Raw genomic sequence first — 21,698 nt, forward strand, 5'->3', positions numbered from 1 at the left:
GCCATGGGCCGCACGATTCAGGTCCAGGTCCTACATCCGGCCGGCGGCGGCGACCGCCCCAGCTACTACCTGCTCGACGGTCTCGATCCCGGTGCGACCCAGAGCACCTGGACCAATGCCACCGACGCGGAGCCCTTCTTCCAGGGCAAGAACGTGAACGTGGTGCTGCCCATGGGTGGCCAGGCCAGCTACTACACCGACTGGGCGGCCGACGATCCGCGCTTCGGTCGCTACAAGTGGGAAACCTTTCTGACACAAGAACTTCCGCCCATCATCGACGACTATTTCGCCGGTAACGGGGTGAACGCCATCGGTGGCCTGTCGATGGGCGGCATCGCCGCTTTCGTGCTGGCGGTGCGGCATCCGGAGCTGTATCGCGCGGTGGCGGGCTACAGCGCCTGCCCGGACACCACGATCGCCCAGGGCGCGATGGCCTTCTCGATCGCCAATCGCGGCGGCAACCCGTTCAACATGTGGGGCGGCCCGGCGGATCCCGCGTGGCAGGCGCACAATCCGGCGGTGCTGACCGAGGCGCTGCGCGGCAAGACCATCTTCCTGTCCACCGGCACCGGCATTCCCGGCCCGCACGAACTGGAGATCAAACCGCAGCTGCCGGAGAACATCTTCTTCGGCGGGCCCATCGAATTCGGGGTGGACGCCTGCGTCACCGCGTTCGAGCAGCGGTTGCGGTCGATGAATATCCCGGCGCGCGTGGAGCATTCGCCGGTGGGCACGCATTCGTGGTCGTACTGGCAGGACACGTTGCACGAGTCCTGGCCGACCATCGGCGGTGCGCTCGGGGCTTGATTACCAAGGCGAAATGCCAAGACTGCTAGACGAATTTCGGTGCGCCCGGCTCGGTTCGAGCCGGGCGCACCTATATCAGGCTCCGGGCCGGTTGAATTCGCCGTCCTTGGCCCCGGCGACGAAGGCTTCCCATTCGCCGGGGGTGAAGATGAGGACCGGCCCGTCGGGATTGCGGGAGTCCCGCAGCCCGATGTTTCCACTGGTCAGAAAGGCGATTTCGACGCCGTCGGCATTGTCGTCGCCGCGTCGCCACACCGCGTCGGCATCGATGACGCGATTTTTCGATTCCACTGTCGGCCTCCCCTGTGCGGCACCAGCGAGTACTGGTCGGTGATGTAGATCGCAACTCATCATGCCAGGGTTTGTGAGGGGTTCGGATCGGATATTCCATCTTCTGTCAGCGGAAGGAGGTGCATGGTGCGTACGCCATGGTCCCCACAGCGGGCCGCCCCGATCCACGACAGCTGTGCGACGGTCCCGGAACGGTTCACGGTGCAACTGGCCCACAGTATTCTGCGAGTCCACCAGAGCTGTCCGACCGACCAGTGTGCTCGACGCAAAGCCGCCGTCTTCTACCTCTACGAGCAGCGCCAAACCGTTCAGCCTCGCCGCCGTCTCCGGTGAGGTTCAGGCACGGACCCAACGGACGAGTCGGACGACGATGAGGGCGACGCCCAGTGCCGGGGCGAGCAGTACGACCGCGAGCAGGATCGCGAATCCCGCCGGAATGCCGAGGAATTGGACATACTCGACCCGACGGTCCTGTTCCTGGTAGCCGTCGTCCGTCGGCCACGGGGTGAAGGTGAAATCGGACGTGATCTGCTGGGGCGACCAGATGGTGAAGGTCATGGCGGTGAGGTAGTTGTCGCCGTTCGCGCTCAACCGCTTCAGATCCGTGTCCTCCGGATCGACGCGCCCGGCGAAGTGGACATCCCATTGCTGGCCGGTGGAGTCGGGATCGTCGCGGCGGACGCGGTGCGGGCCGAGTGAGTAGAGCTTGACCGTCTGGGCATGGGTGGCCGCGCTGGACATGCGCATCGGATACACCTGGCGCGCCGAGTCGAAGGTGAGTCGCACCGGATCCAGCGCGCCGTTGAGGGCGGTGTTCGAGGTGAGCCGCATGGCCACGAACGACCAGCCGCCGTCCAGATACGGCTGCAGCGTGGCGATCACCTCGTCGCGCATCTGGTAGCCGTTGTCGGACAGCCATTTCCGGATGCCGGTGAGGTCGCCGCCGGTGAAGGTGGTGGCCTCCACCGGTCCCAGCTGCACCCGGTCGAGCACCGTGGGCGCGCCGGGAGCGGCGGCTCCCGTCGGCGCGGCGGATTTGTCGGCGCCTCCCACCGCCAGGAAGTTCAGCTTGAAGTCGCCGAATCACTTGCGTTCGGTGACCACCTTCGGCGCGCTGAGCCGCTCGAGTTCGGTGAAGGTGTTCGCGCTGCCCAGCGCCACGGCGGCCGGGGCCGGGGTCGGCACGATCAGCGCGGCCCGCTGCCCGGCGTTCTCGAAGCCGAGCCGCATGTCGATGGTCTCGTGCTGTCCGTCCCAGGCCACCAGCGCGGTCTCGTCCGCCACCCGGCCGTTGTCTCCGGGCTGCCAGGCCGCGCCGCCGCACGCGCACGCGTAAGCCGGTGTCGCCACACCGATTCCCCCCGCACCCGCCACGATCGCGAGGACCGCCAGCAGGCGCGCTGCCCCGCGCAACCGCATGCCCGCAGATTAGCCCTGTCGAGCGCCCCGCGCGCGGGAGTTTTCGCCACCCGACGGGTCGGGGATCGGTGCGGGCGGATCGCCACTAACGTGGTGCCCATGGCTTTGGACAGTGGGAGCGCGACCTCAGTAAGCGGCGACGTGGTGGCGCCGATCGCCAAGCGGGTGCCGAAGGAGCGCGTGCACCACGGGGACGTCTTCATCGACGAGTACGAATGGCTGCGGGAGAAGAAGGATCCCGAGGTCATCGCGTATCTCGAGGCGGAGAACGCCTATACCGAGGCGCAGACCGCGAAGCTGGCCGGGCTGCGCGGGAAGATCTTCGAGGAGATCAAGGGCCGCACTCAGGAGACCGACCTGTCGCTGCCCACCCGCATGCACGAGTACTGGTACTTCATGCGGACCTACGAGGGCAAGCAGTACGGCGTGCAGTGCCGCTGCCCGATCTCGGACCCGTCGGATTGGACGCCGCCGACCTTGGCGCCGGGCGTCGAGATCCCGGGCGAGGAGATCGTGCTGGACGCCAACGAGCTGGCGGCGGGCCACGAGTTCTTCTCGCTGGGCGTCTCGACGGTCAGCCGGGCGGGCGATCTGCTGGCCTACGCGATCGACACCGTCGGCGACGAGCGCTACACGCTGCGCTTCAAGAACCTGGCGACCGGTGAGCTGCTGGCCGACGAGATCCCGAATGTCGCGGGCGCGCACTGGGCGCCGGACGGCGTCCACGTCTTCTATCAGACCTTCGACGACGCGTGGCGCGCCGACAAGGTCTGGCGGCACCGCCTCGGCACCGGCACCGACGAGGACGTGCTGATCTTCCATGAGGAGGACGAGCGCTTCTCGGTCGGCATCGGCTCCACCCGTTCGGAGAAGTTCCTGGTCATCTTCACCAGTTCGAAGATCACCAGCGAGGAGTGGATCCTCGAGGCCGACAATCCCGAGGGCGAGTTCCGGGTGCTGATGCCGCGCCGCGACGGCGTCGAGTACTCCGCCGAGCATGCCGTCATCGGTGGCGAGGACCGGCTGCTCATCCGGCACAACGATGTGGTGGACGGCGTCAAGGCGGTCAACTTCGTGCTCGCCGAGGCCCCGCTGGACGATCCGTCGAACATGACCGTGCTGATCGCGCACCGCGACGATGTGCGGCTCGAGGACATCGACGCCTTCTCCGACAAGCTGGTGCTGAGCTACCGCCGCGAGGCGCTGCCGCGAGTCGCGGTGTGGCCGTTGACCGCCGACGGCTACGGCGAACTGCGCGATATCGAGTTCGATCTGGAGCTGTACTCCGCGATGCTGGGAGCGAACGCGGAATGGGAGCAGCCGCTGCTGCGCGTGGCGCTGCTGTCCTACATCACGCCCACCCAGATCTTCGATTATGTGCCGGAGACCGGCGAGCTGCTGCTGCGCAAGGAGCAGACGGTGCTCGGCGGTTACGAGCCCGGCGACTATGTGCAGCAACGGGATTGGGCGACCGCGCCGGACGGAACCCGGGTGCCGATCTCGCTGGTGATGCGCAAGGACGCGATCGCCGGTCCGAAGCCGTTGCTGCTCTACGGGTACGGCTCCTACGAGGCTCCGATGGACCCGTACTTCTCGGTGGGCCGACTCTCGATGCTGGACCGCGGCATGGTGTTCGCGGTCGCGCATGTGCGCGGCGGCGGCGAGCTGGGCCGGTTGTGGTACGAGCACGGCAAGACGCTGGAGAAGAAGAACACCTTCACCGATTTCGTCGCTGTCGCACAGCATTTGGTGGATGCCGGGGTGACCGCGCCCGATCGCATGGTCGCCGAGGGCGGCAGCGCGGGCGGCCTGTTGATGGGCGCGGTGGCCAATATGGCTCCCGAACTCTTCGCGGGCATCCTGACCAATGTCCCGTTCGTGGACCCGCTGACCTCGATCCTGGATCCGAGTCTGCCACTCACCGTCACCGAATGGGACGAGTGGGGTAATCCGTTGGCGGACAAGGAAGTCTACGACTACATGAAGTCCTACGCGCCTTACGAGAACGTCGAGGCCAAGGACTATCCGGCGATTCTGGCCATCACCGGTCTCAACGACACCCGGGTGCTGTACGTGGAACCGGCCAAGTGGGTGGCCAAGCTGCGCGCCACCAAGACCGGTGACGCCCAGTTGCTGCTCAAGACCGAGATGAGCGCGGGTCACGGTGGTGTCAGCGGCCGCTACGAGAAGTGGAAGGAAGCGGCCTTCGAATTCGCCTGGATCATCGACACCGCGGGCGCCGGTGACAACTAGCTAGCGAAACCGTGGCTACCATGTGAACGACAGTCAGGTGATCTCCCTCGGCGAGAGGCGGATTCATGCTCGGTCACGTGGTAGCCACCGGTGCGGGCCGGGCGATGATGGATCGGCGCGGCGATCCGCTGCACGATTTCATCCTCGGCCTGACCGGCAAGACCCGTCCGCGGGTGCTGTTCCTGGGCACCGCCACCGGTGACAGTCCGGACTACACGGTCAGCTTCTACGAGACCTACAACGCCGACCGCTGCGCGCCGTTCCATCTCCGTCTCTTCTCGCGGGGCATTACCGACCTGCGTGAATACATCCTGAGCATGGACGTGATCCACGTCGGCGGCGGCAATACCGCGAACATGCTGGATGTCTGGCGACGCCAGGGCGTGGACGTGCTGCTGCGCGAGGCGTGGGCGAACGGCGCGGTCATGACCGGCGGCAGCGCGGGCGCGATCTGCTGGTTCCAGGGTGGCACCACCGACTCCTACGGGCCGACATTGCAGGTCCTGCCGGAGGGGCTCGGCCTGCTCGAGGGCAGCTGCTGCCCGCACTACGACGCCGAGGACCAGCGGCAGCCGCTCTATCATCGGGCCATCCAGAAGGGTGAGCTACCACCGGGTTACGCCATCGACAATCTGGTCTCGTTGCACTTCCACGGCGGCGAGCTGATCGACGCGGTGAGCTCGGACGTGCACGGCCGGGCGTGGCGGGTGGCGGCCGACGGGGACCGGGTGGTCGAAACCCCCATCCCGGTAAGACATCTGGTGAGCGCGGGCGGGCCGATGACGGGACCGAGCACATGATGATGGCGGTCGAGGGCGCGGTCGTCATCCTGGCGATCCTGCTCGGCGTGCGTACCGGTGGCGTCGGCATCGGCGCGTGGGGTCTGGTCGGACTGCTGGTGCTGGTCTTCGGTTTCCACGTGAAGCCGGGCAACCCGCCCGTGGACATCATTCTGATCGTGCTGACGGTGGTGACGGCGGCCTCGGTGATGCAGACCGTCGGCGGGACGGACTGGATGGTCCGGCAAGCCACCCGGGTGATCATGAGCCGACCCAAGGCGGTGGTGTTCCTGGCCCCGGCCATGTCGTTCCTGTTCACCGTCGGCGCGGGCACCGGTTTCATCTACTACGCCTTGCTGCCGGTCATCTACAGCGTCTCCTACAACCAGAAGCTGCGCCCCGAACGGCCTTTGGCGATGGCGGCCGTGGCCTCGCAGGCCGGGATCCTGGCCAGCCCGGTCTCGGCGGCGACCGCGTCGCTGGCGGTGCTGTTGGAGCCGCACGGCTTCCCACTCGGCAAGATCCTGCTGGTGACCTGGCCCGCGTGCATCGCGGGACTGTTCGTCGCGGCGCTCGTGGAGACCCGGGTGGGCAAGGGACTGACCGAGGATCCCGAGTTTCAGCGGCGACTGGCCGCAGGGGAGATCACCCCGCCCGAGCCGGTCGATCTGACCACGAAACTGCCTGCCGCCGCCCGTAATTCGGCGCTCATCTTCCTCGGCGGCGTGCTGCTGGTGGTGGCCATGGGCCTGTTCTCCCGATTGCGGCCGGTGGTGGGCGGGGACCGGCTCAGCGTCGTCACCACCATCGAGTTGGTGATGGGCCTGGTGGCCGTGCTGATCTTCCTGGTCTGCAAGGCCGATCCGGCCCAGGTGCCCAAGCAGTCCATCTTCGGTCCCGGCATCGTGGGTGCGGTCGCGGTGCTGGGTCTGGCCTGGCTGGCGAATACTTTCGTGGCGGAGAACCAGAAGCAGATCGAGCACGGGCTGGGTCAGGCGGTGAGCGACCACAAGTGGCTGTTCGCGGTGGCGCTGGCGGTGGTGGCCATGCTGACCACCAGCCAGTCCAGCACCACGCAGGCGATCGTGCCGATCGGTGTCGCCCTTGGCCTGTCGCCGGAGGTGATCACCGGCATGTGGCCCGCCTGTCAGGGCATGTACATCCTGCCCGCCAACGGTTCCCAGATCGCCACCGTCGCCATGGATCAGACCGGATCGACCCGGATCGGCCGGTTCGTCCTGGACCATTCCTTCCAGCTGCCCAACACCATTTTCATGCTGGTGGCGATCGCAATCGGACTGCCGTTGGGCGCGCTGGTCGGCTGACGGGCCGCCTAGAGCTTCAGGCGTTCCCGCAACTCGCTGCTCGGACCGTGGGATTTGACCTTCTCGTCGTCGGGAGCCGCCCAGCCGGGCTTGCTCAGCTTCTCGACCACGATCGGGATCAGGCAGAAGAACACGGTGCCTCCGGCGACCAGCAGGATGTAGGTCGTCGAATTGCCGATCGGCAGCTGTGAGGGTGGCACGAATGCGGTGATCAGTGCGAAAACCATGGCGAGGAAACCGATTCCGGCGAAGATCCACATACCGGTGTTCCCGCCCGGCACCTTGAATGCGCGCGGCAGGTCGGGCTGGGTGTAGCGCAACCGGATGGCCGCCGCGTACATGAACAGGTAGATGACGATGTAGATGCCGACCGCCATGGCCGTGATCAGGAAGAACGCGCTGCTCACGTCGTCCATGAGGAAGTACGGCAGGCACAGCACCGTGACCGCCAGTCCCTGGGTGATGAGGATATTGACCTGCACCCCACGGGAATTCACCTTCTGCAGCACCGGCGGCAGCATGCCGTCGTGCGCGGTCGCCAGCACACCGCGACTGGGGCCGGTGATCCAGGCCAGCGTGCCCGCGAGCGCACCGTAGGCGATCATGGCCGCCAGAATGAGCACCGGCCAGCCGATATTCATCAAGGTGCTGAAACCCGCACGGAGCGCGTCGAATACGCCGGAATTCAGATTGATCTGGTCATAGGGCAGGATGCCCGCGACCGACAGCGCGCCCAGGGTGAAGATGGCCGCCGCGGTCACCGCCGCGATCATGATGGCGGCCGGATACTGGCGCGCGGGATTGCGCAGTTCGGTGGCGTGCACCGCCTGCGATTCGATGCCGGTGAAGTTCTCCAGGATGTTCCCGAGGAACGCCAGGCTGGAGAGCCCGGCGATATAGGGCATGAAGCGCGGTCCTTCGTGTCCGTCCTTGACCACCGTCACCGCGGGATCGCTGGTGTGTTCCCAGCCGATCGAGTGCCCGCCGATCAGCCACCACACGAAAAGGCCGAGCAGGACCAGTCCGGGAATGGCGGTGCCGAGCACGAATCCGGCCTGGGTCACCTTGGCCGCGAACTGATTTCCCACCAGCGCCACCAGTGTGCACAGCCAGTACGCGATGACCGAGAAGATGCCGACGTAGATGTGGTTCTGTGCCAGATTCGGTTTGTCGATGGCGAAAGCCACGCCCGCGGCCGCGAAGCTCAAGCCGGTCGGGTAGAAGACCATGGCCTGCAGCCAGGACAGGAAGATGGCCCAGAAACCGACGCGCTTGCCGAACGCCCCGCTGATCCAGGCGTAGAGGCCACCGGCCTGTTTGCCGAAGGCGCTGCCCAGTTCGGCCGAGACCAGCCCGGCCGGAATCAGGAACAGCACCACCGAGAAGGCGATGTAGAAGAACATGGTGAGTTCTTCCTTGGACATCGCCGGGAGTCCGCGCAGGCTGGTGACGATGGCCGCCGCGGTGGTGAAGCCGAGAGCTACGGTGGTGAGATACTTCGTCTGTCCTACAGCGCTTTTCGCCGGGGAGTCGGTGGAAGTCCCAGTGGCGGACGAACTCTCGGCCGCGGTCACTTCTTGCCGCCCTTGGACTTACCGCTCTTGCCCTTCGAGGCGGTGACCGCCTTCGTGGCCTTGGAAGTGGCTGCCTTGCCGTTGCTTTCGGGTTTCCCGGCCACCTTGCGCACCGGCTTCGCCTTGGGTGTCGGCACCACGGCGTGCGCGTTGTGCGGGAACCCGCCCGCCTCCTCCTGGGTGAGCGGCACCTTCATCGGGTGCTTGCACAGCACCTTCAGGCTGCGGTCCAGGTCGGCGAGCAGCAGGTCGGCCATGTCGATGGTGAAACCGTGGCGCAGCACCGCGCGCATGATGGTCTCGTTCTCGCGGTCGGCGGGCAGCGGGTAGGCGGCGATGAGCCAGCCGCGGGTGCGCAGCCGGTCGGACAGGTCGTAGAGGTTGAAGTCCTGGCCCTTGGCCAGTTTCCACGACACGGCGGTGATGCCGCGGCTCGGATCGGCGTCGTGGATCATCTCGAAGCGCCCGGTCTCGGCGATGCCCCTGGCCAGATGCTGGCTCGCGACGTAGATCGCGGTCTGCACATTGCGGTAGCCGGGTCGGCCCAGCCGGATGAACTCGTAGTACTGGGTGACGGCCTGCCCGCCGGGCCGCGAGAAGTTCAGGTTGAACGTCGGCATATTGCCGCCGAGGTAGTCGACATTGAAGATGAGGTCCTCGGGCAGATCCTCTTTGGTGCGCCAGATCGCCCAGCCCGCACCCAGCGGGGCGAGCCCGGTCTTGTGGCCGGAGGCGTTGATCGACTTCACGCGCGGAAGCCGGAAATCCCAACCGATTTCGGGTGCGCAGAAGGGTGCGAGGAACGCGCCGCTGGCCCCGTCGACGTGAATCGGAATATCGAGGCCGGTCTTTTCCTGGAGTTCGTCGAGGGCCTTGCTGATGCCTTCCACATCCTCGAACAGCCCGGTGAAGGTCTGCCCGAAGGTGGGCACCACCATGATGGTGTTCTCGTCGCAGTAGGCGGCCACATCGTCGGGATGCATGGTGTAGCGCTCGCCGCGCAACGGAATCTGGCGGATCTCCACATCGAAGTAGCGCGCGAACTTCTCCCAGCACACCTGGACCGGGCCGCAGACGAAATTCGGGACGCCCTTGCCGCCCTTGTTGCGCCAGCGGAACTTCGCGGCCAGGCCGCCCAGCATGGCGGCCTCGCTGGAGCCGGTGGTGGAGGTGCCGAGGGTGCCCAGCGGGTCGGGGGAGTTCCACAGGTCGGCCAGCATGTGCACGCAGCGCTGTTCGATCTCGGCGGTCTGCGGGTATTCGTCCTTGTCGACGATGTTCTTGTCGAGGCATTCGTTCATCAGCCGACGCGCCTGGTCGTCGACCCAGGTGGTGCAGAAGGTCGCGAGGTTCATCCGGGAGACGCCGTCGAGCAGCAGTTCGTCGTGAATGATCTGGTAGGCGACGGTCGGGAAGATCTCGCGGTCGGGGAAGCCGCGGTGCGGGGCGGCCCGTTTGATGCCGGGCATCGCGAAGACGTCGTCGGGTTCCAAGGCGGTCATGCGGCCTCCGATCGAAATACGGCAGGGGTTTGCCGAGGTGATGGTAGCCAGATACCCATGATCGAAACTGGTTCTGCAAGCTACCGTTTCGTAATCAAGAGATAGTTGCTGAACGGTTACTATTCAGCCTTATGGACTATCAGCATGTCATAGAGCAGGTGATGTCCGAAACGAAGCCGCACGTTGGGGAAGGTGCGGTCGCCGATTACATTCCCGGTCTCGCGAAGGTCGATCCCGATCAGTTCGGATTCGCGATCGCGACCGTCGAAGGACAGCTCTACACCGGCGGTGACGTGGATGTTCCCTTCGCCATCGAGAGCATTTCCAAGGCCTTCGCGCTGGCGCTGGTGCTCGGCCGCAAGGATTCCGACGTCTGGAAGCGGGTCCGGCGCGAGCCGTCGGGCATGGCCTTCAACGACCTCATCGAATTGCAATTGGAGAACGGGATCCCGCGCAATCCCTTCATCAATGCCGGGGCCATCGTGGTAGCCGATCAGCTGCTGGCCGATACCGGCGACGCCGTGAGCGCGTTGCGGGATCTACTCAGGGCGGAGACAGGGAACTCGACGCTCGAGGTCGACAGCGTCATCGCCGAATCGGAACTCCGCACGGGCGACCGCAATCGCGCCATCTCGTATCTGATGTCCAGCTTCGGAAACATGCGCAACAGCGTGGAACTCGCGCTCGACCATTACTTCCGGCAGTGCTCGTTCAGCATCACCTGCGCCGAACTGGCCAAGGCCGGACTGCTCATCGCACGGCACGGGGTGCGCGCCGACGGCAGTCGCCTGCTGGCCCGCGAGGACGCCCGCCACATCACCGCGCTCATGACCATGTGCGGAACCTATGACGGCGCAGGCGAATACGCCTATCGGATCGGCCTGCCCACCAAGTCGGGGGTGGGTGGCGGCCTGCTGGCCGTGGTGCCGGACCAGTGCTCGGTGGCGGCCTGGGGGCCGGGGCTCGACGCCAAGGGCAACTCGGCCTCTGGCGGATTCGCGCTCGAGGCGTTCGTTCGTGCGGGCAAGTTCTCGATGTTCTGACCGCTCTCCGTGTTCTGACCGAAAGGACGGCGATGACCAGCACGGCGACCAAGGCCGCCACGGCCACCAAATACATGTCCTGGGTGACGTTGGCGCTCATGACGACCAGTTCGGTGGCCAGCCTGCGGGCCGCGCCGACCATGGCGGTCTACGGCCTGGCCTGCGTCTTCCTCTACCTGCTGCCCGCGCTGCTGTTTCTGCTGCCGACCGCGTTCGTGGCCGCGGAGCTGGCCTCGGGCTGGACGGGTGGCGTCTACAAGTGGGTGGGCGAAGGCATTTCGCAGCCGATGGGGTTCCTGGCGGTGTGGTGCCAATTCGCCATGACGATCTTCTACTACCCGAGCCTGTTGGCCTACGTGGCCAGCACCTTCGCCTACATCATCAACCCGTCGCTGGCCGCCAACGGCACCTACGTGGCCATCGTCATCATCACCATCTACTGGGTGGCGGTGTACGTCTCCTCGCAGGGCACCAAAACCGTTGCGGGACTGTCGAGTATGGGGCTGATCATCGGGACGCTCATTCCCGGCGTGCTGCTGGTGATCCTCGGCTTCGTATTCCTCGCGCAGGGCAATCCGTCCGCCGCGCCGATGGACTCCGGGCACCTGTTCCCGGCCTGGACGGGCTTGGCCAGCCTGGTGCTCATCGTCAACAACTTCCTGTCCTACGCGGGCATGGAGATGAACGCCGTGCACGTGTCCTCGCTGAAGGATCCGGGCAAGGAGTACCCGAAGGCGATGGCGCTGGCGGTCGGCCTGGTGCTGGCCATCTTCATCATTCCGGCCGTGGTGATCAGCTGGGTGGTGCCGTCGAAGAACCTGAGCCTCACCGCCGGTGTCATGCAGGCGTTCGACGGGTTCTTCACCCACTTCCACATCAACTTCCTGACCCCGGTGCTGGGCATCATGCTGGTGGCCGCGGCGCTGGGCGGCATGCTGACCTGGCTGGCCGGGCCGTCCAAGGGGCTGATCCTGATCGGGCGCAACGAGGGCTACCTGCCGCCCATCCTGACCCGGCTCAATCGCCATGGCGTGCAACAGAACATGCTGGTGGCGCAGGGGGTGGTGACCACGCTGCTGGCCCTGCTCTACGCGTTCATCCCGGACGTGTCCAGCGCGTACTGGATCCTGTCGGTGATCACCACGCAGGTGTACCTGATCATGTACGTGCTCATGTTCACGGCCGCTATTCGCCTGCGCCGCAACCAGCCCGACCATCCGCGCGGGTACAAGGCCCCGGCGCTGATCGCCCTGTGCGGGCTGGGTACCGCCGCCTCGATCGCGGCCTTCCTGATCGGATTCGTCCCGCCTTCGCAGTACGGCAACGGCAATGCCGCGAGCTACGTGCTGCTCATCGGCGCGGGCATGGGCGTGGTCGGACTGCTCATCCCGTATCTGTTCCTGAGGTTCCGCAAGCCCGGCTGGAAATCCGACGTCCCGCAGGAGGCCCTGGCATGAGCGACGGACTCGACTTCGAAGGCGCGCCCGAGCGGGAGCGCCGCCTGGTCTACATCTCGGTGGCGGTGGTGCTGGTGGCGCTGGCCGTCGCGGGGGTCATCATCTTCAAACGCAACAGCGACAGCGATGACGCGTTGCGCAAGGCGCAGGTGCTGCAATCGCGTTTGGTGGCAGCGGGTTTCGACTCGCCGGAGCCGCAGGTCATCGCGGATTCACTGGGCGAGGACGGCGGGCTGGTCTGCTCGGACCCGGCCAGTCCGCTGATCAAGGCCCGCTACGAGGCCGCGATCAGCAATGGTGCGTCGGGTCCAGGCAGTCGGCCGGTCATCGCCGACCGCGATGTCTTCACCGCCACCTCGCTGGCCATCGAGACCTACTGTCCGGACAAGCTGGCGGCCTACCTGGAGACTACCGGTCACCTGAAGCAGGGTGACACCCTGAAACCCGATACCGCCAAGTGATCAGGAGGACCTCATGACCACAACCGCAGGGGTGCGGGAGGATTCGAAGGTGGCCGCGCTGCGCGCCGCCGTCAAGGAACTCATGCCGCGCGCGAAGAGCGATCTCGCGCAGCTGGTTTCGTTCAAATCCGTCTACGACGCCCGGCAGTTTCCGATCGAGGAGTGCGAGAAGACCGCGCAGTGGGTGGCCGACGCCTTCCAGGCCGAGGGGCTCACCGACGTGGGTCTGCACAAGACGCCCGACGGCAGCAATGCGGTGGTGGCGCGCAGCAAGACCCCGGCCGGTAAGCCGACGGTCATGCTGTACTGCCACTACGACGTGCAGCCGCCGCTCGACGACGCCGCCTGGAAGACCCCGGTCTGGCAGCTCACCGAGAAGGACGGCCGCTGGTACGGGCGCGGCGCGGCCGACTGCAAGGGCAATATCGTCATGCACCTGACCGCGCTGCGGGCGCTGCGCAAGGTCTACGGCGACGACTTCCCGGTCGGGCTGGTGCTGGTGTCGGAGGGTTCGGAGGAGCAGGGGACCGGCGGCCTCGAGGAGTTCGTGCCCGGCAATGTGGAGTTGCTGCGCGCCGACACCCTGCTCATCTGCGACTGCGGCAATTTCGCGGTCGGCGTGCCCACCTTCACCCAGACCCTGCGCGGCAACGTGAACGTGGTCGTCACCGTCGAAACCCTCTCCGGCCCCATGCATTCCGGCATGTTCGGCGGTCCCGCCCCGGACGCCCTGGCCGCCATGATCCAGCTGCTGGGCACGCTGCGTGACGCCGACGGCAACACCACCGTCGACGGCCTGCGCAACGATCAGGTGTGGGAGGGTCACGAGTACCCGGTCGACCAATTCCGTTCGGACGCGGGGGTTCTCGACGGCGTCGACCTGGTGGGCAGCGGCAAGCCCGCCGACATGCTGTGGGCCCGGCCGGCTCTCACCGTGCTCGGCATGGATGTGCCGCCCGTGGTCGGCTCCTCGGCGGCCATTCAGCCCAAGACCCGGGCGCGGCTCAATCTGCGCATCCCGCCGGGCACCAAGCCCGACGAGGCGCTGAAAGCCCTGACCGCGCACCTGAAGTCGCATGCCCCGTGGCACGCGAAGGTGACGGTCGAGACCGAGGCCACCGGTTCGCCGTTCGTCGGCTCCACCGACGGCCCGGCGCGCAATGCCATGTCCGCGGCCATGGAGGCCGCCTACGGCCGCCCCGCCACCACCGAGGGGCAGGGCGGGTCCATCCCGCTGTGCAATGTCTTCGCCGACACCTACCCGAAGGCGGAGATCATGCTCATGGGCGTGGAGGAACCCAAGTGCCTGATCCACGCGCCCAATGAGAGCGTGGATCCCACCGAGATCGAGAACATGGCGCTCGCGGAGGCTCTTTTCCTCGCGTCCTACCGCTGACGCAGGTCGGGGATACTTTTTCCCGATTTGTCCGCTAATTCACCGCAAACAGTGAAGTATGAACTGGTCGGATCGTCGGAATCTCGACATGTCCCTCCAGCTCGCGCCGCCGGGCGGTGCCTCGTCCTGCCCGGCGGTGCGGCCCCCAAGCCGCCATTGCTTGATTCCTTCGCAATTGAATAGCAAACTCGCACATGGCGCATAGATGACCGCACGATCCGGCGACCTGTGAGGAGACGCTCGTGTCCGTCTATCTGTATCGGTGGGGACGGTTCGCGTATCGGCGGAAATGGATCGTGCTGCCCGTCTGGCTGGTGCTGTTCATCGTGCTCGTCATCGTGGGATTCGCCGTACAGAAGCCGATGAGCAACTCCTTCGACATCCCCAACCTGCCGTCGGAGCGGGCGAACGAGATTCTCGACAAACACTTTCCGGGGATGTCGCAAGCCTACAAGCCCGACGCGGTCACCGCCGTCTATGTGATCGGCGCACCGAGCGGCACCAAGCTCACTTCCGACGAGAACCGCAAGGTCCTCGACGGTCTCGTGCAAAAGCTCAACGATCTCGGCATCGTCGACCACGCCAAGCCGCTCACCGATCCCATCGCCGCGGCCGAGCAGATGGGGTGCCTCGGCGGCGACCGTACCGCGCGGGACTTCGCGAGCCGGTGCAGCAATGCCCCGCTGAATGTGCTCAATCCCGATGAGCCCGACACTGTCGCAGTGCTCGCTGTGCCGTTCGCCATCAAGGATTTCGGGGCGATCACCGCCGACGACCGCAAGGCTGCCTACGACGTGGCCGACGACGCCCGCAACGCCGGGCTCACCGTGGCACTGTCCGGCACCATGGCCATGGAGCAGACGCAGCCCAGCGGCAAATCCGAGCTGGTCGGCATGGCTTTCGCCTTCGTCGTGATGATCGTCTGCTTCGGTGCCATCGTGGCCGCCTTCGTTCCCATCCTCACCGCCGTCGTCGGGCTCGGCGCGGCCACCGCGACCATCTTCCTGGGCACCTCCTTCCTCGACGTGCCCAGCTTCACCACCTTCCTGGCGTCCATGATCGGCATCGCGCTGTCCATCGACTACGCGCTGTTCATCGTCTCCCGCTACAAACACGAACTGTCGGTACAGGATTCGCCCGCCGAGGCTGCGGGCGTGGCGCTGGGCACCGCGGGCTCTGCCGTGGTGTTCGCCGGTATGACCGTCATCATCGCGCTGGTGGGGCTGAGCGTCGTGGGTGTGCGCTTCCTGACCTTCATGGGTCTCGGCGGCGCGGTGGCGGCCGGATTCGCGGTGCTGGTGGCGCTCACGCTGATGCCCGCGCTGCTGGGCGCGTTCGGGCGCTTCCTGTTCAAGCCGAAGCTGCCGATCATCGCCCAGGGCGATCCCGAGGACGACACCCAGGTCACCAATGGTGTGCGGGTCGCCCGGGTGATCGGCCGGATGCCCGTGCTGACGCTGATCCTGAGCATCATCGTGCTCGGTCTGATCGCCGCGCCCGCCGCCCATCTGCAACTCGGTCTGCCGGGCGAGGACAGCCTGCCCAAGACCTCCACCGCGCGTAAGGCGTACGAGCTGCGCACCCACGGGTTCGGCGCGGGCAGCAATGGCGTGCTGCAGATCGCGGTCGATCTGTCCGGCGTCGCACCCGACCAGCGCCAGGCCGCCTTGACCGCCTTGCACGACAAGCTCGCCGGGTATTCGGACATGAACTACGTGACCGATCCGGTGATGAGTCAGGATGGTCAGGGCGCGCGGTTCGAGGGCGTGCCCAAGACCGGGCCCAACGACCAGAGCACCAAGGACCTGGTCCGCGACGCCCGCGACGCCGAGGCGAAGCTGAACGCCGATTACGGCATGGAGTACGGAATCACCGGCACCACAGCTATTTACGCCGATATCGACCATGTGCTGCTCGGCAAGATCGTGCCCTATCTGGCTCTCGTGGCGGGCGCGGCCTTCCTGCTGCTGATCGCCGTATTCCGTTCCATTCTGGTGCCTTTGACCGCCGCTCTGGGCTTCCTGCTGTCCATGGCCGCCACCTTCGGGGCGACCGTGGCGATCTTCCAGGACGGCAAGCTCGGCATCATCTCCGAACCGCGTCCGATCATCAGCTTCATGCCGATCATGTTGATCGGCTTGGTCTTCGGCCTCGCCATGGACTACCAGGTGTTCCTGGTGACCCGTATGCGCGAGGAGTTCGTCCACGGGCAGCCGCCCAAGGAGGCCATGATCAAGGGCTACCACCACGGCGCACGCGTGGTGACCTCCGCCGCGGTGATCATGATCTTCGTCTTCGGCTCCTTCATGATGGAGCCCGACATCAGCGCCAAGTCCATGGGTTTCGCCCTCGCCGCGGGTGTCTTCTTCGACGCCTTCCTGGTTCGCATGATCCTCATCCCGTCCCTGCTGGTGCTCATGGGCAAGTGGGCCTGGTGGATTCCGGAGTGGCTGAGCAGGATCGTCCCCGATATCGACGTAGAGGGTGCGCGCCTGCGTGAGATCCAGGCCCGGGAGGCCGAGGCCGGACAGGAAGAGGTACTTACACGTTGACATCCTGTGTTGATTTGTAAACACTCTGACCGTGCGCGACAGCAGTCATTTCCAGTGGTACGTGATCCCCCTGCTGCTGTTGGTCATCTACGTCTACGCGACCGAGGTGGAGCGCCGGAACTGGAACGTCTTCTTCGCCGGTCTCGCCCTGTGGGGCATGGATTGGTTCAACGAGATCTGGAACTCCCTGGTCTTCCACGCCACCGGCCGCGCACCGGTCTGGGGCGCGACCGGCCCCACGGCCTACCAGATCCTCATCGGCCTCAATATCGAGATCTGCTTCATGTTCGCCGTCATGGGCGTGGCGGCCGCGAAGATGCTGCCGCCCAAGGAAACCCGCATCTTTGGGCTACCCAACCGCCCGGTCCTGATCGCGGCGAACTCGGCGGCCGCGGTCGGCGTCGAGGTGCTGCTCAACAAGGCCGGTGTCCTCACCTGGCACTGGTCCTGGTGGCATGCCGGATTCCCGTACCTGATCTGGCTGATCGGCTACGTCCCGTTCTTCGTCGCCTGCTTCTGGGTCCACGACCTGCCCACCGTGCGCGCGAAAGCCGTTGCGGTGGGCGCGATTGCGGGCATCGACGCGCTCGCCCTGATCCTCTTCGGAAGCCTCGGCTGGTTGTGAGGCGCTCGGAATGATCAGAATTCGGCGTGGTCCTCGGGTTCTATGATCTTGAATTCGGTATTCGCGGGGCCCATTTCGTTCAGGCGACCGAAATAGATGCCCTGTGCTTCGGGGACGATGATGCCGTAGTGGATGGGGAAGGCGATGCGGGGATTGACCGCCCGCAGGTAATCGACCGCCTCGCTGATCCGCATCCAGGGCGCGACCGCCGGAATGGCGAGTACGCCCACCGGAGTGGGCGGCACCCACAGGGAATCGCCCGGGTGCACGAGTTGTGCGGGATCCTCCGGGGTGCCGAGTTGGAAAACAGTGTTGTCGATTACCGGGATGTCCGGATGAATGACCGCGTGCCGGCCACCGCCGCCGGTTATCTGGACATCACCGACCTTTAGGACATTTCCGGCATATACGGCTTCCCAGGGTTCGCCCCGCTGCAACGCCGTCTGTGGATCCGAGAGCAGCCTGGCCTGCGGATTGGCGTCGATCAGCGCCTGGATCCGATTCGGGCAGATGTGGTCGGGATGCTGATGGGTGACCGCGATGGCGTCCAATCCGGTGATGCCCTCGAAACCGTGTGAAAAGGTGCCCGGATCGAAGAGAACCCGGATGCCGTTCATCTCCACGAGAATGCAGGAATGTCCGAAATGGGCTATGCGCATGTCTAACCGTAGCTCCGTCCAAGCCGGAGCGGCCGGACTCCGGCCGCGCTTGGAGGTTCCGCTGTGTCGGGGGCCACAACCGGCTTGCCCCGAAGGCGGGGCGCGTAGCCGCAGCAACTAGTCTGAGCAGCGAACCAGCCTGGCTTTCGTCGCCAGGCCCGCCCCACCAGCTGAGGAGCAACGCGTGGCACGTGTCGTGGTCGAGGTGATGCCGAAGGCCGAGATCCTGGATCCGCAGGGACAAGCCATTGTCGGCGCGCTGGGGCGTCTCGGACATCCCGGCATCTCGGATGTGCGGCAGGGCAAGCGATTCGAGCTCGATGTCGATGACAATGTCACCGACGCCGACCTGGAGAAGATCGCCGAATCGCTGCTGGCCAACGTCGTGATCGAGGACTGGAAGGTCGTCCGGCTGTGAGCGCTCGCATCGGTGTCATCACCTTCCCGGGCACGCTCGATGATGTCGATGCGGCCCGCGCGGTGAAACTGGCCGGATCCGAGCCGGTTTCGCTGTGGCACGCCGACGCCGATCTGAAGCAGGTCGACGCGGTCGTGGTCCCCGGCGGCTTCTCCTACGGCGACTACCTGCGCGCGGGCGCCATCGCCTCCATGGCCCCGGTCATGGGCGAGGTCATCAAGGCCGCCCAGGGCGGCATGCCGATCCTGGGCATCTGCAACGGTTTCCAGATCCTGTGCGAGGCGGGCCTGCTGCCGGGCGCGCTGACCCGCAACGAGGGCCTGCACTTCGTCTGCCGCGACCAGTGGCTGACCGTCGAGCAGACCGATACCGCCTGGACATCGCGCTACGAGAAGGGCGCGCAGATCCTGGTGCCGGTCAAGAACGCCGAGGGCCGCTTCCAGGCGTCCGATGAGGTGCTCGACGAGCTCGAGGGCGAGGGCCGCGTGGTCTTCCGCTACGCGGGCGGCAACCCCAACGGCTCCCAGCGCGACATCGCGGGCATCACCTCCGCGAACCGCCGCGTGGTCGGCCTGATGCCGCACCCCGAGCACGCCACCGAGCCGCTCACCGGCCCGAGCGACGACGGCCTGGGCCTGTTCCTGTCGGTTCTCGACAGCTTGGTCTCCGCCTAAATCCCGTCCAGAATCTCGAAGTCGACGCCGCCCGCCCTGGCCATCCAGGTCGGGCGGATCGCTTGATTGCCCTCGAAACCGACCTCGCCCCACGGGGTTTCGATGACCGGACGGTCCGCGACCGCCCGCTGGATGCGCCGCACATCCATCGATCCGGCCAGCTCGGCCATGCCGCGCAGGGTGTGGATGGCCTCGTAGCTGGTATTGCTGAAATTCGTGAGCGACGGCGCGAACCAGCCGTGCAGCTTGTGATACCGGTCCAGCCGCTCCCGATCGTGCGGGCCGTTGACGAAGAACCCGGACGGCACGAACAGATTGTGGTTGGCCCCGCCGCCCGCGGCCAGCAGCACGTTCTCGTCCACCGCCGGGCTCACCCGCACCTGCTGATCGGATCTCCCGGTCCGGGAGAATTGCAGGTTGAAGCGCGCGACATCGGCCCCGACCAGCAGCACGATGATGCCGTCGGCCCGATCGAGGAGCGGATCCCCGAGAAACCGCCGGAAATCGCGGGTTCCCATGGGCACGAACATCTCCAGCGGGATCAGCTCCGGATCCAGCAGCCGGGCCCGGATCGCCTGCGCGGTGCGGCGCGGCCACACGTAGTCGTTGCCGATGATCGCCCAGCGCCGCGCCTCGAAGGACCGCTGCAACCAGTCCAGCGCGGGCAGGATCTGATGTCCCGGATCCGCGCCGATCATGAACAGCCCGTCGGGTGCGTCCGGGCTCGAGCCCTCGTGGTCGGTGGCGAAGAGATAGGGCACCCGGCCCGCCGTCACGCGCTCCACCGCCCGCCGCACCGCCGAGGTGTGCCAGCCGGTCACCGCGGCCACCATGCCCGTCGCCAGCAGTGCCGATACTTCTCCCGCCACCACGTGCGGTTCCCGGCCGCCGTCAATGTGGGTGACGCGCAATTCCCTTCCCAGAATTCCGGAACCGGAGTTGATTTCCGCCAACGCCAAAGAAATGGCGGCCTCACAGGAAGGGGCGAAGATTCCGCCGGGACCTTGCTGGGGAACTATGTTGATGATCTCGAAGATGTTCTCGGGATTCCCGTCGAACGGGGACATCGGTTACCCTTCCCCTGGTTCAAGCGGTTTTCTGACGGGCGGGAAATATGGCGACAATTCTAGGTGGATTTTCCACCTTGCATGGAGCCCTCCGGGCGGCCGAGCGGAGTTGGCTTCGTCACCTGGACGCCGCTCTGTGTGCGCGCCGACTCACCGCGGATCAATGGTGCATGCTGGCCAATCTGTCCCCTGACATCGGCATCACCATGAGCGAGCTGGCGGGTCGTACACAGCTGCCGCCGTCCTCGGCGACCCGGCATGCCGACCATCTCGCCGAGCGCGGCCTCATCTTCCGGGTGGCCGCCGCCGACGATCGCCGTCGCATTCTCATCGGACTCAGCCGTCGCGGTGAGGAACTCGTCGAGGAGGTGCGCGCCGAGGAGGTGCGGGCCGAGGCCGAAATGCGCCGCAGTCTCGGAAGCGACGATTACCTGGAGCTGGTCCGCCTGCTCGGCCGCGTCGCCGAAGCGCCGGTGCGGGAGTAGCCGCGCGGACGCGAGTCCGGGAGTTGAGACGCGAGTCCGAGAGTTGATCTGAGTCGCCGTTGCTTAGGATCGAGCACATGCCCGTTGCCGAGACGACCGCGACCGCCGCCGGACTGTGCGAATTCATCGACGCCTCGCCGTCCCCCTTCCACGTCTGCCGCACTGTCGCAGCGGAACTCGACGATCACGGCTTCACCCGGCTGTCCGAGGCGGCCGCCTGGCCGTCGAGCAGCGCGGGCCGCTACTACGTGGTGCGCGGCGGATCCCTGGTGGCCTGGGCCGACGGCGGACCGGGCGCGCCCACCGGCTTCCGGGTCGGGCAGTCCACCCCGTTCCGGGTGGTCGGAGCGCACACCGACAGCCCCAACCTGCGGGTCAAGCAGCATCCGGATCTGGCTTCGGCGGGCTGGCAGCTGGTCGGGCTGGAACCCTACGGTGGGGCCTGGCTGAACTCCTGGCTCGACCGCGATCTCGGCATCTCCGGCCGGTTGTCGGTGCGGGACGGAAATGTGGTGCGGGAGCGGCTGATTCGCATCGACGAGCCCATCCTGCGGGTGCCGCAGCTGGCCATCCACCTGTCCGAGGACCGGCGCGGGGTGCAGCTGGATCCGCAGCGGCATGTGAACGCGGTGTGGGGGATCGGCGGCGAGCCGCGCTCGTTCATGACCTTCCTGGCCGAACGCTGCGGCATCGAACCCGACGCCATTCTCGGCTGGGAGCTGATGACCCATGATCTGGTGCCGTCCAAGCTGATCGGCCGCGACCTGGATCTGGTGAGCGCGCCCCGGCTCGACAATCAGGGCACCTGCTACGCCGGACTGCGCGCCTTCCTGGCCGCGGTCGCCGAACCCGGTGCGGCGGTGCCGGTGCTGGCCATGTTCGATCACGAGGAGGTCGGCAGCCAGTCCGAC

General features: G+C 66.2%; 18 protein-coding genes and 2 pseudogenes. 14 read left to right on the forward strand and 6 right to left on the reverse strand.

What is annotated here, in order from left to right; translation table 11 throughout:
• Positions 1-807, forward strand: an 807-nt coding sequence (locus ACWELQ_RS09735; protein ID WP_452396614.1) for an alpha/beta hydrolase, incomplete at its 5' end; no start/stop codon positions are given.
• 75 nt (positions 808-882) lie between these two features.
• Here ACWELQ_RS09735 and ACWELQ_RS09740 read toward each other — a convergent pair.
• Both ACWELQ_RS09740 and ACWELQ_RS09745 read right to left on the reverse strand, forming a co-directional pair.
• A complete protein-coding gene (locus tag ACWELQ_RS09740) occupies positions 883-1,098 on the reverse strand; it encodes a DUF397 domain-containing protein (RefSeq protein WP_452396615.1) in 216 nt (71 codons plus the stop codon).
• Between the two features lie 336 nt (positions 1,099-1,434).
• Positions 1,435-2,517: pseudogene (locus ACWELQ_RS09745) on the reverse strand (DUF2330 domain-containing protein).
• Between the two features lie 99 nt (positions 2,518-2,616).
• On the opposite strand from ACWELQ_RS09745, the gene ACWELQ_RS09750 reads away from it, so the two are divergent.
• From ACWELQ_RS09750 to ACWELQ_RS09760, 3 genes are all read left to right on the forward strand, one after another.
• Positions 2,617-4,770: a S9 family peptidase gene (locus ACWELQ_RS09750; protein WP_452396616.1), complete on the forward strand. Its 2,154-nt coding sequence runs from the start codon at positions 2,617-2,619 to the stop codon at positions 4,768-4,770.
• A gap of 65 nt (positions 4,771-4,835) precedes the next feature.
• Positions 4,836-5,570, forward strand: coding sequence for a Type 1 glutamine amidotransferase-like domain-containing protein (locus tag ACWELQ_RS09755; RefSeq protein WP_452396617.1), 735 nt, complete (start codon positions 4,836-4,838; stop codon positions 5,568-5,570).
• Positions 5,567-6,874: an anaerobic C4-dicarboxylate transporter family protein gene (locus ACWELQ_RS09760; protein ID WP_452396618.1), complete on the forward strand. Its 1,308-nt coding sequence runs from the start codon at positions 5,567-5,569 to the stop codon at positions 6,872-6,874. Before ACWELQ_RS09755 ends, ACWELQ_RS09760 begins: the two co-directional genes overlap by 4 nt.
• A gap of 8 nt (positions 6,875-6,882) precedes the next feature.
• Here ACWELQ_RS09760 and ACWELQ_RS09765 read toward each other — a convergent pair whose 3' ends face one another.
• Positions 6,883-8,448: an amino acid permease gene (locus ACWELQ_RS09765; protein ID WP_452396619.1), complete on the reverse strand. Its 1,566-nt coding sequence runs from the start codon at positions 8,446-8,448 to the stop codon at positions 6,883-6,885.
• Positions 8,445-9,950 carry a glutamate decarboxylase gene (locus ACWELQ_RS09770; RefSeq protein WP_452396620.1) on the reverse strand — a complete coding sequence of 502 codons (1,506 nt, stop codon included), beginning with the start codon at positions 9,948-9,950 and terminating at the stop codon, positions 8,445-8,447. Before ACWELQ_RS09770 ends, ACWELQ_RS09765 begins: the two co-directional genes overlap by 4 nt.
• Before the next feature lie 131 nt (positions 9,951-10,081).
• On the opposite strand from ACWELQ_RS09770, the gene ACWELQ_RS09775 reads away from it, so the two are divergent.
• The 6 genes from ACWELQ_RS09775 (at position 10,082) to ACWELQ_RS09800 (ending at position 17,484) form a co-directional block, all read left to right on the forward strand.
• Positions 10,082-10,993, forward strand: a complete 912-nt coding sequence (locus tag ACWELQ_RS09775) for a glutaminase (RefSeq protein WP_452396621.1) — start codon at positions 10,082-10,084, stop codon at positions 10,991-10,993.
• 32 nt (positions 10,994-11,025) lie between these two features.
• Positions 11,026-12,450, forward strand: coding sequence for an APC family permease (locus ACWELQ_RS09780; RefSeq protein WP_452396622.1), 1,425 nt, complete (start codon positions 11,026-11,028; stop codon positions 12,448-12,450).
• Positions 12,447-12,911, forward strand: coding sequence for a hypothetical protein (locus ACWELQ_RS09785; protein ID WP_452396623.1), 465 nt, complete (start codon positions 12,447-12,449; stop codon positions 12,909-12,911). The genes ACWELQ_RS09780 and ACWELQ_RS09785 overlap by 4 nt, the downstream gene beginning before the upstream one ends.
• 13 nt (positions 12,912-12,924) lie before the next feature.
• Entirely contained in the window at positions 12,925-14,307 is a 1,383-nt protein-coding gene (locus tag ACWELQ_RS09790) for a M20/M25/M40 family metallo-hydrolase (RefSeq protein ID WP_452396624.1), read from the forward strand.
• Positions 14,308-14,549: 242 nt separating this feature from the next.
• A complete protein-coding gene (locus tag ACWELQ_RS09795) occupies positions 14,550-16,859 on the forward strand; it encodes an MMPL family transporter (RefSeq protein WP_452396625.1) in 2,310 nt (769 codons plus the stop codon).
• A gap of 31 nt (positions 16,860-16,890) precedes the next feature.
• Complete coding sequence (locus ACWELQ_RS09800) at positions 16,891-17,484, forward strand: hypothetical protein (protein WP_452396626.1); 594 nt, start codon at positions 16,891-16,893, stop codon at positions 17,482-17,484.
• A 14-nt stretch (positions 17,485-17,498) separates the two neighbouring features.
• On the opposite strand, the gene ACWELQ_RS09805 is transcribed toward ACWELQ_RS09800, so the two are convergent.
• Positions 17,499-18,143 (reverse strand): MBL fold metallo-hydrolase, encoded by a 645-nt coding sequence (locus ACWELQ_RS09805; RefSeq protein WP_452396627.1) that lies wholly within the window; start codon positions 18,141-18,143, stop codon positions 17,499-17,501.
• Between the two features lie 184 nt (positions 18,144-18,327).
• On the opposite strand from ACWELQ_RS09805, the gene purS reads away from it, so the two are divergent.
• Together purS and purQ are read left to right on the forward strand one after the other, a co-directional pair.
• Positions 18,328-18,561: a phosphoribosylformylglycinamidine synthase subunit PurS gene (gene purS / locus ACWELQ_RS09810; RefSeq protein ID WP_328601986.1), complete on the forward strand. Its 234-nt coding sequence runs from the start codon at positions 18,328-18,330 to the stop codon at positions 18,559-18,561.
• A complete protein-coding gene (gene purQ, locus ACWELQ_RS09815) occupies positions 18,558-19,235 on the forward strand; it encodes a phosphoribosylformylglycinamidine synthase subunit PurQ (protein ID WP_452396628.1) in 678 nt (225 codons plus the stop codon). The genes purS and purQ overlap by 4 nt, the downstream gene beginning before the upstream one ends.
• Here the strand turns inward: purQ and ACWELQ_RS09820 are convergent.
• Entirely contained in the window at positions 19,232-20,302 is a 1,071-nt protein-coding gene (locus ACWELQ_RS09820; protein ID WP_452396629.1) for a substrate-binding domain-containing protein, read from the reverse strand. The two genes, purQ and ACWELQ_RS09820, sit on opposite strands and share 4 nt — an antisense overlap.
• Before the next feature lie 47 nt (positions 20,303-20,349).
• On the opposite strand from ACWELQ_RS09820, the gene ACWELQ_RS09825 reads away from it, so the two are divergent.
• On the forward strand, positions 20,350-20,787 hold the full coding sequence (locus tag ACWELQ_RS09825) for a MarR family winged helix-turn-helix transcriptional regulator (protein ID WP_452396630.1): 438 nt from the start codon (positions 20,350-20,352) through the stop codon (positions 20,785-20,787).
• A 77-nt stretch (positions 20,788-20,864) separates the two neighbouring features.
• Positions 20,865-21,698 (forward strand): annotated as a pseudogene (locus ACWELQ_RS09830) (M18 family aminopeptidase); the annotation flags it as partial.

The sequence above is a fragment of the Nocardia sp. NPDC004722 genome (assembly GCF_053601505.1).